At 37.6% G+C, this 12,801-nt stretch carries 8 protein-coding genes; 4 read left to right on the forward strand and 4 right to left on the reverse strand.

Translation table 11 applies throughout. The annotated features are described in order from the left end of the window. The first annotated feature begins 222 nt into the window (after nucleotides 1-222). Together AC1RNE_RS03010 and AC1RNE_RS03015 are read left to right on the forward strand one after the other, a co-directional pair. Complete coding sequence (locus AC1RNE_RS03010) at nucleotides 223-3,147, forward strand: hypothetical protein (RefSeq protein WP_492799560.1); 2,925 nt, start codon at nucleotides 223-225, stop codon at nucleotides 3,145-3,147. A gap of 57 nt (nucleotides 3,148-3,204) precedes the next feature. Then, complete coding sequence (locus tag AC1RNE_RS03015) at nucleotides 3,205-4,290, forward strand: sensor histidine kinase (protein WP_492799561.1); 1,086 nt, start codon at nucleotides 3,205-3,207, stop codon at nucleotides 4,288-4,290. Between the two features lie 294 nt (nucleotides 4,291-4,584). On the opposite strand, the gene AC1RNE_RS03020 is transcribed toward AC1RNE_RS03015, so the two are convergent. The 4 genes from AC1RNE_RS03020 to AC1RNE_RS03035 form a co-directional block, all read right to left on the reverse strand. Further along, nucleotides 4,585-5,952, reverse strand: a complete 1,368-nt coding sequence (locus tag AC1RNE_RS03020; protein WP_492799562.1) for a HAMP domain-containing sensor histidine kinase — start codon at nucleotides 5,950-5,952, stop codon at nucleotides 4,585-4,587. Nucleotides 5,953-5,955: 3 nt separating this feature from the next. After that, nucleotides 5,956-6,648 carry a response regulator transcription factor gene (locus AC1RNE_RS03025; protein WP_492799563.1) on the reverse strand — a complete coding sequence of 231 codons (693 nt, stop codon included), beginning with the start codon at nucleotides 6,646-6,648 and terminating at the stop codon, nucleotides 5,956-5,958. Between the two features lie 96 nt (nucleotides 6,649-6,744). Next, nucleotides 6,745-8,028: a glutamate-1-semialdehyde 2,1-aminomutase gene (gene hemL, locus AC1RNE_RS03030; protein WP_492799564.1), complete on the reverse strand. Its 1,284-nt coding sequence runs from the start codon at nucleotides 8,026-8,028 to the stop codon at nucleotides 6,745-6,747. Between the two features lie 299 nt (nucleotides 8,029-8,327). Next, on the reverse strand, nucleotides 8,328-9,935 hold the full coding sequence (locus AC1RNE_RS03035) for an ABC transporter substrate-binding protein (RefSeq protein WP_492799565.1): 1,608 nt from the start codon (nucleotides 9,933-9,935) through the stop codon (nucleotides 8,328-8,330). A gap of 82 nt (nucleotides 9,936-10,017) precedes the next feature. Between AC1RNE_RS03035 and AC1RNE_RS03040 the strand changes: the two genes are divergently transcribed. Both AC1RNE_RS03040 and AC1RNE_RS03045 read left to right on the forward strand, forming a co-directional pair. After that, complete coding sequence (locus tag AC1RNE_RS03040) at nucleotides 10,018-10,473, forward strand: GNAT family N-acetyltransferase (RefSeq protein WP_309922758.1); 456 nt, start codon at nucleotides 10,018-10,020, stop codon at nucleotides 10,471-10,473. A gap of 140 nt (nucleotides 10,474-10,613) precedes the next feature. Next, entirely contained in the window at nucleotides 10,614-12,731 is a 2,118-nt protein-coding gene (locus tag AC1RNE_RS03045; RefSeq protein ID WP_492799566.1) for a Tex family protein, read from the forward strand. Nucleotides 12,732-12,801 lie beyond the last annotated feature (70 nt).

Consider the following 12,801-nt stretch of genomic DNA (forward strand, 5'->3'; position numbering starts at 1 on the left):
TTTATCAACGGCAATTAAACAACTGACAAACAGCCTATTATATATTCATTACTATTAGCGGGTGACTTAAGTCACCCGCTAATAGTAATGAATATGGTGTCGATGTTGAAGTTATATCTAACAAGCTAGGCATCAGCAATACGTTTCCTAAAAATACTCATGGCATGTCTTGAAGTCGTGATAAATTCCAACATTCCTAATCCATTTTACTGTGTAAAATCTATGAAAAGAGTACTCATTTTTTTATTTACCCTATTGGGTGGATGCCAAATTTTTGCTCAAGAAAACTCAGTTAATTTATCTCAAAATCCTGCCTCCTTAAAATGGTCGCAGATAAAAACACCGCACTTTCGCTTAATTTTCCCGACCAATATTCAGTCGCTAGGACAACGAACGGCTAATGTGTTAGAAACCGTTTATCAGCCCGTCAGTAATAGTTTAGGGCATAATCCGCGTCCGATTTCTATCCTACTTCAAAATCAAACGACTGTTTCCAATGGTTTTGTTTCGTTATTTCCACGTCGCTCAGAGTTTTATACTACTCCTCCGCAAGACTATACTCTGCTTGGCACAAACAATTGGCTAGATTTATTAGCAGTACACGAATTCAGACACGTAGTGCAGTACGATAAAGCCCTTACAGGCATTACCAAGCTAGTTTATACTATTTTTGGGAACAATGGCTTAGGAATCATCAACTCATTGGCCGTGCCAAACTGGTTTGCAGAGGGTGATGCCGTGGGAACGGAATCAGCTTTAACGACTTCGGGCAGGGGGAAAATCCCTGCTTTCGATATGGCCTTGCGCACACAATTGTTGACCAAAGGAGCTTATAGTTATTCAAAAGCAGTGGGCGGTTCGTATAAAAATTTTATTCCTAATCATTATGTCAATGGTTACCTAATGACTTCGTACATGAAGACCAAATATGGTGCCGATGCTTGGGATAAAATTTTGGAGGGAACTTATAGAATGCCTTTTTACCCCTTTTCTTTTTCTAATAACATTAAAAAAGTAACAGGGTTAACAACAGAACAGTTGTATACAAATGCCTTTGAGGATGCCAAACAGCGATGGCAAACACAGTTGAAAGACATGGAGGAAACGCCCGTTACTAGTCTTCAAACCAGTAAAAACAAGTTTTTTACCAATTATGAGTTTCCGCAGATACTACCAGATGGCAGGGTGCTAGCCTTAAAATCGGGACTTTCAGATATTCAGCAGTTTGTCATTCTGGATAAACAAAATACAGAAGAAAAAGTAATTGAACTGGGTATTTTTAATAATGCGGGTATGCTGTCAGTGGCTGGTCCTAAAGTGGCGTGGGCGGAATTTAATTTTGATGTTCGTTGGGGACAGCGAGATTACTCAGTTATCAAAGTGTATGACTTTAATACGGAAACCACCAAAACGATAACCCATAAAACCAAATTTGCAGCCCCAGCCCTATCAAATGATGCCAGCAAGATAGTCGTCGTGGAAAGTACTCCTGAAAACAAGTATAGCTTAGTCGTATTGGAAACTGAAAGTGGTAGAGAAATAGCAAGGATTCCTAATCCAAACAATGCTTTTTATATCCACCCACGCTGGACGGAGAACAATGAAATATTGGCAGTAAAGCTACTGAATGGCAAGAAAAATATTGTTAGCATCAACGCTGAAAGCTATGCTGAAAAAGAATTGTTTAGCCCTATTAATGAAAACATAGCGCATCCTGTCAAGTCGGGGGACTATGTTTTGTTCAATTCTGGTGTAACGGGTATTGATAATATTTTTGCTTTTGACCTTAAAACTAAAAAGCGTTATCAAGTAACTAATCGCAAATTTGGGGCCTTCAACCCTGCTTTTTCGGCTGATGGAAAACTATTGTATTTCAATGATTTTACTGAAAATGGCAATAGAATTGTAGAAATGCCTTTTAGTCCCACTCAATTTTTAGCCTTTGATGAAACCCTTAACAAGCCTGTCAAGCTTTTTGGAGCACTATTGAGACAAGAAGCAGGAGAAAATTTGCTTAAAAGTGTAGGAAACCAGTCTTTTGAAACAAAGCCATATAGCAAAGCCAACATCTTTAATATTTATAGTTGGGGAGCCGTGTTTAGCTCGAATAATAACAAACTGAATGTGGGAATTACTTCTCAAGATTTGCTAAGTACAACTGCCATCAGTACAGGGTATTCATACAATGTTAACGAGAAAACAGGGCAGTTCTTTGCGGATTTGAGTTTTGAAGCATGGTATCCTAAAATAAATGTCAATTATACCAACGGACAGCGACAAACCAATATTTATATTGATAGAGCAAACCCTTTGGATAGCTTAAGGTCGGACAAGTGGAATCAACAGCAAATCGTTGTTGGCGTGACTTTGCCATTTAACTTTACTCGTTCAAAATATTACCAATCGTTAGAAGTTGGCGTAAATACCGCCATCACGCAGGTATCGGGCTATGATTTAAAAGACCGTTATCTTTCAGAAAGTTTTAACGGAACATTAACCTCGATGATTTATACGTTTGCTTATAGCAGACAATTGAAAAGAGCGGTTAGAGATGTAGCACCACGTTGGGGACAAAGCATTAGCTTTTATACAAGGAATTTACCCTTTGGTGGTAGCTTACAAGGGGGCATTACCGTTGTACAAGGAAGTATGTATATACCAGGGTTCTTTCCGCATCATAGCCTTCGTTTGAGAGCAGCGTTCCAAAATCAAGCTGGGTTTAAAAATGCCATTGGCGCTCCAAATAGTAATCTATATATTTTCTCAAGTCCTACCTTTTTCCCACGTGGTTATGGCTACAGAGCTTTTGAAGATTTAACGACTGGCTCGGTAGAATACAGACTGCCTTTATTTGACCCTGACTGGAATTTAGGGAGATTGGTTTACCTAAAAAGATTGAAGGCTAATCTGTTCTTGGATTTAGGCAAAGGTGAAACTAGTTATAATTGGACTGAAACACAAAATGGGCGGACAGTTACTTACAAAGGTGCGGATACTGGTAACTTCACCTCTATTGGTTTTGATTTCACTGCCCAATTCCACGTTTTGCGTTTCTCTCAGCAATTTGAAGCTGGTTGCCGTGGAATTTATCTTCCTAATAAAGGACAATTTATCTTTCAACCTTTAGTAATTGATATTGGTTTTTAACAAAAAACTCTTTATGTTTGATTGATTATCAGTTTGTTCAACGATGTACATCTTAACATGAGTTTTTTCTCTTATAGAGTCTACTGGGTAATGCAAATTTCTTGGTGGCTTTTTACAACACTTGTTCTCAGACAACCTTTAACTAAATACTTTGAACAACCCATGCACCTGGGTTCCTACTTGAGCGTTAATTTCATCGTAGGAATTCTTTTTACGCACTTTTATTCAAAAATTTATTTAAAAAGAGAAAGAGAAAACGGACAAATGATTGTTTTTCCGTTGGTAGCTACTTTGCTATTAGGCTTATGCTTTTTTTTGATTGATTATTTTTTTGGTTTTCAACGGTATCGGAAACCGAGTTTGGGCATCGACCTTGAAGCTTATGATTATTATCAGTTTTACCTAGAATCTATCCGTTATGTAATTATCTGGTTTTTATTTTTTCATCTTTTCTTAAGCAATCGTAATGCGCAAAGAAAAGAATTGCAGTTGGCGAATGCTGAAATGTCGTTGAAAACTGCTGAACTTGAAAACCTTAAAAATCAACTCAATCCTCATTTTCTTTTTAATGCCATCAATAGCATTAAGGCCCTCACTATTTTTGACCCAGAACTTGCCCGACAAGCCTTGACTGAATTATCACAATTGCTCAGAACATCCCTGACGATGGGCAATCAGCAATTGGTATCGCTTGAGATGGAATTGATGTTGGTCAGAGATTATCTCTTTCTGGAAAAAATAAGGTACGAAAAAAGACTAGAATATTCTTTCGATATTAAACCCGAAACACTTAGCCTAAGTGTTCCTCCTATGTCGGTGCAGTTATTGGTAGAAAACGCCATTAAGCATGGCATTGGTAAAAATAAGTTGGGGGGTAAACTGATGATTGTATCTGATTACAAACAAAATATTTTCACGCTAAAAGTGATTAATACAGGGAAACTCATTAACAAAACCAGTGACGAAGGCGTGGGAATGAAGAATCTGCAAAAAAGGCTTTTTTTAAATTTCCAAGACAAGGCATCTTTTACATTGACAGAAGAAAATGATGCGGTCATCGCTAAAATTATGATTAAAGTGGAAGCAGTAGCAGTGGGTGGAAATTTTGCAGCATTAAAACAAAAATTAGCTTCAGAGAAGTAATTTTATCATAGTTGCCAAGAAAACAGAAGGCATGGTATGAGTTTAAAGAATCCTATTCCCCCATGATAAATAAACAAAAATCACCGCCAGCATGACTAACGGTGATTCGCTAACAGATCAAATTATTCTACTACGTTATAACAGTAATCCTTTCATCGACACTTTAATTTCTCCTGAGCTATCATTTCATTAATGTATCAATGGTCTAGTATGCTGCTCTTACATGACAAAGGTCTTGTTTTAACCTTAAGAATAGCTTAATCTAATATTAGAATTCCCTTAGAAAGGTAAAATTTAACAGTGCGGAATCTTCACAATAAACTCTGTGCCTAAGTTTAGTTTACTTTTTACTTGAATGATGCCCTTGTGAAGTTCAATGATGTGTTTGGCTACCGACAAACCAATGCCAAAGCCCTTAATATTGCTAGTGTTTCTAGCTCTGTAAAAAGGATTAAAAATGTAGGGTAAATCGCTTGTTGAAATGCCAATACCTTTGTCTTTTATTTTGATGATGCAATACTTTTTATCAAAACTCAACAAAATATTAGCTTGCTGATTGGAAGAATATTTACAGGCATTTTCTAGTAGATTCACAAAGAGGTTTTCTAACAATACTTCATTTCCATTGATTAAAGTAAGGTTATCTTCCTCGGGAATCATTTCAAAGCCGAAAATAATTTTATAATTATGATGACTGTTTTGCACAGCCTTTTGGGCATTCAATAATATTTCCTCTGTTCTCAACACTTCAAATACAAACTTTTCGCCTTCGTCTATGGTTTTGGCTAACTGCAAAAGCCCGTTGGATAATTGAATCAACCTTTCGGTATCATTCAAAATATTCCTTAGCATCTGCTGGTATTCTTCCATAGAATGTTCCTCTTCCAGACCAACTTGTACTTCCGTTTTCAGGGCGGCCAATGGCGTTCTGAGTTCGTGCGAAGCCTGTGAAACAAACTGTTTTTGTTGGATAAAAGCCATTTCAAGTCTTTGAAGCATATCGTTAAAATTGACAGAAAGCTCAGCGATTTCGTCTTTTCCATTCCCTTCGTCCAACCGTTTTTTTAGGTTATGTGCCGTAATTCTTGAAATCTCTTCATTAATCGATTGAATAGGCTTTAGTGCCTGACTGGCAAAAAATATCCCTAACACTATCGTAATCAAAATACCCGATAATAAACCAATCGCCAAGGTTTTAATCAGATTTTCCTTCTGCGAAATACCAATTTTATCCGTAGCCGAAGCTACTACTACAAATCTATCAAATTTGCCCGCAAACAACACCCCTACTACTTGTCGCTCTTCACTTTTAAAAGTCACCTTGCCTTCCTGTCTTATCTTTTCTAATAAACTATTGGAGATATAGTTAGCCCGATGTTCTACGTTTGAATACAGCAATTCATTTTTAAAATTAAAGACAAACACCTCTTCATCTGCTAGTCGCAATGAAGAATTTCTATCAATCAATTTCAACAGTCTTGGGGTAAATTCCTGTACATCTACTAGCAAACGAGCCGTAGTATTTGAACGAGCCTGTAGGCGGTCATAGAAGTTTTTTTGTTGTTGATTTTCAGCCCTTAGATAAACAATAGCAGAAAAAATTAGCAAGATAATCGCTACGATGATGGTAAACTGAATGGCTATTTTATACCTGATTTGCATGTATTACAAGGTTTTTAATACATATCCTAAGCCCGTTTTGGTATGAATAAGTTTGGGTTCGAACTCCCTATCAATTTTTTTGCGGAGATAATTAATGTATACTTCTACGATATTGGTACTGGTATCAAAATTCAAGTCCCACACGTTTTCTACGATATCCATTTTTGATAAAACTCGTCCTTTGTTTCTAAGCATATATTCTAGTAGTTCAAATTCTCTGGCTGTTAGCTCAATGCTTTGTTCATCACGAGTGACGGTCTTACTCCTCAGATTCAAGGACAGATTGGCTTCTCGCAATATTTCTGTACTGACATCCTGTTGTTGATTAGCTCGCCTAATTAATGCCTGAATCCTAGCCATCAGCTCTCTGAATTCAAAAGGTTTTACCAAATAATCATCCGCACCTTGTTCTAAGCCCTTTACTTTATCATCCACCTCTCCCATCGCCGTCAGCATTAGGATGGGCGTTAGAATATTATTTTGTCGGATAATTTTACAAACTTCAAAACCATTCATTAGCGGTAAGTTCACATCCAACAAAATCAAATCGTAAGTATTATTAGTAGCCAAACTAGCCCCCATAAAACCATCATAGGCAGGTTCGACAATAAAATCTTTCTTTTCTAGTCCATTTCGTACACTATCTGAAACCCTCTTATCGTCTTCTATGAGTAATATTTTTTTGCTGTTTTCCATAAAATCTGTAGGTCGAGTTTCCAATTTGAATCTATCATTTGTAGGTCGAGTTTTCAACTCGACTTATAGTCTTACAAGTCGAGTTGAAAACTCGACCTACTGAATTTCTTGTAAGCTTTCGTAGTTAGCTTGTAAAATAGTTGCTATATGTTCGTCTGTCAAGGCTGTTGAAAGGAACATGGCTTCATATTGTGATGGTGCCAAGTATATGCCTCTTTTTAACATCGCTTGGAAGTATTTTCCGAAGGCTACTGTGTCAGATGTTTTGGCATCTTCAAAATTGTTTACTGCCTTGTCGGTAAAGAAAAGAGTGAACATAGAACCTACATGATTTAAGGTATAATTTAATCCCAATTTGTCCATGTTGGCTTTCATTCCGTCGATTAATCTTGTCCCTACTTCTTCCAAACGGGTATAAACGGATGGCGTTTCATTTAGATAATTTAACATCGCTAACCCTGCGGCCATTGCTATTGGATTTCCTGACAATGTTCCTGCTTGATAGACTGGGCCTGCGGGTGAAACAATATCCATGATTTCTTTCTTACCTCCATAAGCACCTACGGGCATTCCTCCTCCGATGATTTTTCCCATCGTCGTCATATCTGGTATTACACCACAACGCTCTTGGAAACCTCCTTTGGCTAAACGGAAGCCTGTCATTACTTCATCAAAAATTAAGACGATACCTTCTTTGTCACAAATGGCTCTTAACCCTTCTAAGAAACCTTCGGCTGGTTTTACCAAACCCATATTCCCGACTACTGGCTCAAGGATGATACAGGCGATATTGTCTTTGTTGGCATCTACTAGGGTCTGTACTGCTTCTAAATTATTATAGGGTGCGGTCAGGGTATCGTTGGCTACGCCTTTGGTTACGCCTGGTGAATCTGGACTTCCGAACGTCATCACGCCCGAACCTGCTGCGATAAGGAAGGAGTCGCCATGACCATGATAGTTACCTTCAAACTTAATCATTTTATCTCTGCCTGTATATCCTCTGGCCACTCTTACTGCCGACATCGTGGCTTCTGTCCCTGAGTTTACCATGCGCACTTTTTCAACCGATGGAATCATTGAGCAAATCAATTCTGCCATTTCTACTTCTCGGCGTGTGGGCGCTCCAAACGAAAAACCACTTTGAATGGCATCTGAAACGGCTTTTTCTACTAATTCATTGGCATGCCCTAATATCATTGGTCCCCATGAATTGATTAATTCAATATAAGCATTCCCATCTTCATCATATAAATAGGCTCCTTTTGCTGATTTTATAAATATCGGATTTCCCCCTACCGCACGAAATGCTCTCACTGGCGAATTCACGCCTCCAGGAATAAAATTTTTAGCTTTCTGAAAAAGTTGTTCTGATTGTGTCATTGTTTTTGTTTTTGTGGGGACACTAGACTTTAAGACTTAAGACACTAGATTTTAGACGTAAGATATTAGATGCAAGAAATTGGGAAATAGCAAAAGAATTTTAAATATAAGAGAGAAGACTAATCTCATTTATTGGTTCTTCTTTTCCTACTCTTTCATACCAATCTGGCTTGTTTCTACACCTTTCATCTTATCTAAATCACTAATCAAATAATTTAAATCATAGGTCAAAATCTAGTGTCTTGTATTTAATATCTTAAAGTCTAACGTCTTGTGTCTTTAAGTCTAGCGTCTCATCCCTACTTCGCCAATACAAACTTATAATTTTGCAAAGTCGTAATGGGGCAAATTTGGTTGTCTTGTGATCTGAAATAATTAAAGCCTAATAAAGTATATGAATTATTGTAAGTAGCAGGAGTATCCAATCCTTTACGAATGTTATAACCATTTTTTCCAAAAAGTCGCCCCCAGAAAAGGGTTAAGTCATAGCCGTGAAAAGCATAATAAGAAGGAATGATGCCATACTTGGCTAAATATTCTTTTCGGAAACTATCTACCTCTGGTTTATCATTGTCAACGAACTCTGGATTAATACAATAGATTTCTCTGCCTGCCAATGTTCCGTTACTTAGGTTATAACTATTGAAAGCCTCTGCCGTTGTAATCAAAGGAGCCATGATTTCCTTTTTGTTCAAAGCCGTAATCATCGAAAGTCCAGCTTTCTTTTCAGACGTAGCCATAAAAATATGGCTTACCCTTTTCTCTGGAAGTTTAGCAATAATGTCTTCGGAACTAGTCTTTATCTTTTCAAATTTTATAATATCATAACCAATTTTTTCCATTTGCTTGCGATAAACCTCCGCTGTGACAGAATCATTCGTAGCATCAGAATAATAGATAGCTACATCCCTACCCATAAAAGCTTGTCGACTAACAAACTCAACTGCCTTCATCGCCTGCATGGCTGCCGAAGGCTGAGCCAAGAACGACAAATTATAATCTTCCAGAATTTTTTGATTATTCGACATCGGATTCACGATGGGAATCTGATTGGTTTCGCTATAAATAGAAGCAATTTTGTTAGTCTCGGTATAAAGTGGACCAACGAGTAAATCCATCATTTGAAACGAACGATTATTAACTAGCTCAAGCATTTCATCGGGTTCGTTTGCCATGTCATACACAAAGCAATTCACCGTTACTCCTTCTTTCAAGAGTTGTGCTTTCGCCAATTTCATTCCTTGGTACAAATCCAAAGCATATTGATTTTTTCTTGCCCTGTCGATGCCCATATTTCTAATTTCAACTGGCACTAGTAAGGCAAAATTAAAGTATCCTTTAGAGGTTCTCGACTTTGTAACGCCCGCGGAAGTAGCACTAATGGTTAAATTTTGTTCCACTTTATCAGACAAAACCGTTTCATTCGGAAACTTCTTTGATAGCTCTTGAATTACTTTCGGTGAATCTATCCTACGGGTGTAAAATATTTTCATCTCCGTTAATTCATTTTGAAGAGAATCAGAAGGAATTTTTTGAGCAATTGTAAAACCCTCCGTATATTTTTTTTCTTCAAAAGCCAAGACACTTAACAAAAAGTTGATTTCAGCTTTACTAGCCCAGCTTGGGAATGCTATCATCAAATTTTTCAGGGTAGCCTTTGCGGTAGTAAATTCTTTTAATTGGATGGCACTCAAGGCAGCAAAGTAAAAAGTATTGGGTACGAGGGCAGTCGCTACACGATTATTAGCAAGATGAGTGAAGGCTGTTTTAGCTTTTTCATACTCATGGTTTTTGTATAATTCTAATGCTTTTTTATAAGCTTGCTCATATTCAGAAACCGTATTCTGAGCCTTCCCTACTTGAAAAGTAAACAGTATGATTAAAATCCAGATGAATCTATTTAGCATATTTGAAAATTTGAGTTTTACAAAGATAATAAACTTTGTATATTCACGATTGTATCAATTACTCATCAAAACTAATTTCATAATGAACATTCACTGGTACCTCAAGCATTTCAGAGACTTAACTACAATCGAATTATACCAAATTCTACAACTCCGTAATGAAGTTTTTATTGTTGAGCAGCATTGTCCTTTTCAAGATTTGGATAATAAAGACCTTGTCTCATTTCATTTTATGGGTTTTGATACCGAGACCCAAAAGATTGTTGCTTATACTCGCCTAATAGCCCCGGGCATTTCTTATGAAGAAGCGTCTATCGGCAGAGTAGTTACCTCACCACTGGCACGTGGTGGAGGCTTCGGTAAATCCTTGATGATAAAATCTATTGAAATGATGGAAAAAATCTTTGCAGGAAGCCCCATCAGAATCGGAGCACAATTATATCTCAAGCAATTTTATGAATCTTTTGGCTTTCAACAAGTTAGTGAAATATATTTAGAAGATGACATCGAACACATAGAAATGTTAAGGATTGAATAAAAACAAATCCGTATTTTAGCGAACAAAAAACGCCTAATCATCCTTTATTAATCAACATCAATTGAGTAAAAACAAGCATTATACAGCACAAGTTTAGCGACTCGTGCTACTATCACCAAGATTATTTTTTATACAAATTCATGAATAAAACACAGCTTTCAATTATTGCCAAAACCGTTGGCGTAAACATTACCCAAGTACAGAATACCATCAATTTATTAGAAGAAGGAGGAACAGTTCCGTTCATAGCGAGGTATAGGAAGGAAGCCACGGGGAGCTTGGATGAAGTACAGATTCTTGATATCAAAGAACTGTTGGGGAAACTAAAAGAAGCCGATAAACGCCGTGAAGGCATTATTAAATCTATTGAAGAGCAAGGTAAAATGACGCCAGAGTTGTTAGAGAAGCTCAACAATGCCTATTACTTACAAGAATTAGAAGACCTTTATCTGCCTTATAAACAAAAGCGGAAGACAAGAGCAAGCATTGCAATTGAAAAAGGATTGGAGCCTTTGGCAAAACTTATTTTTGAGCAAAAAGAAGCCAACATCCTTAAAAAAGCCGAATCATATTTGAATGATAAAGTAAGCAATGTAGAAGAAGCCCTGCAAGGGTCGAGGGATATTATTGCTGAATGGATTAATGAGAGCGTAGATGCCCGCAATGCCGTAAGAAAGGTATTTGAGCGTGAAGCGATGGTATATGCCAAAGTAAAAAAAGGGAAAGAAGAAGATGGAATCAAATATAAAGACTATTTTGATTTCTATGAACCTTTGAAAAAAGTGCCTTCGCATAGGTTGTTAGCCTTGCGTCGTGGCGAAGAAGAAGGATTCCTGAGTGTAAGTATTTCGCCAGATGAGGATAATGCGTTGGGGGCATTGGATAGAATTTTCTTGAAGGGTTTGCCTGATGCAAAAAAGATTATGGAGGATTCAATTACCGACTGTTATAAAAGGTTGATGAAGCCTTCGATTGAAAATGAGTTTGCAGGGTTTTCAAAAGAAAAAGCTGATACCGAAGCCATCAAAATTTTTGCACAGAACCTTCGTCAGTTATTATTGGCGTCGCCACTTGGACAGAAAAAAGTATTGGCCATCGACCCAGGTTATCGCACTGGATGTAAGACAGTGGTGTTAGATGGTCAAGGAAATTTATTACACGATACCGTTATTTATCCGTTTGATAAAGTACAGGAAGCACAAAATGTGGTACTGACGCTTTCGGAAAAATACCAAATAGAGGCCGTGGCTATTGGAAACGGTACTGCTGGCAGAGAAACTGAAGATTTTGTTAAGAAATTGCCTTTTAAGAAAGCACCACAAATTTTTGTAGTATCTGAACAAGGTGCTTCCATTTATTCGGCCTCTCCTATTGCCCGCGAAGAATTTCCTGATAAAGATGTTACTGTACGTGGAGCCGTTTCTATCGGTCGAAGATTGATGGACCCTCTGGCAGAGTTGGTAAAAATCGACCCAAAATCTATTGGTGTGGGGCAATATCAGCACGATGTTGACCAGTCGATGTTAAAAGGTACACTTGATACTGTTGTCGAGAGTTGTGTAAATGCGGTAGGCGTAAATTTGAATACGGCTTCAAAACATTTGCTAAGTTACGTAGCTGGATTGGGGCCATCGTTGGCTGCTAATATTGTAAAATATCGTCAGGAAAATGGCGAATTTAAATCTCGTCAACAAATTAAAAAGGTTGCTCGCTTAGGCGACAAGGCGTTTGAACAATGTGCAGGATTCTTAAGGATTCAGAATGCTGAAAATCCGTTGGATAATTCTGCGGTTCACCCAGAAACCTACCCTATTGTCGAAAAAATGGCAAAGGATTTAAAATGCTCTGTAAAAGACTTGATGAGTTCGGCAGAATTAAGAAAACAATTAAATTTGAATGCTTATGCCAACGAAAAAATTGGTTTGCTGACGCTACAAGATATTCTGAAAGAATTAGAAAAGCCTTCGCGTGACCCACGGGAACAACTGACAGCTTTTGAATTTGATGCGAATGTAAAGAAGGTAGAGGATTTGTATGAGGGCATGGTGCTTCCTGGTATCGTCACGAATATTACTGCTTTTGGCTGTTTTGTGGATGTGGGTGTAAAACAGGACGGCTTAGTACATATTTCGCAACTAGCCAACCAATACGTTTCTGACCCTAACCAAGTGGTGAAACTACAACAGCAGGTACAGGTAAGAGTAATGGAAGTAGATATCGCTCGTAAAAGAATTGCGTTGAGTATGAAGGCGGTTTAGATTTTGGGGACTTTAGGATTTTTGAGACTTTAGGACTGGAGGATTTGGGACTTTTGGATTGTAGGACTTA

The sequence above is a fragment of the Arcicella sp. GW822-FHT02H01 genome (genome assembly GCF_058802005.1).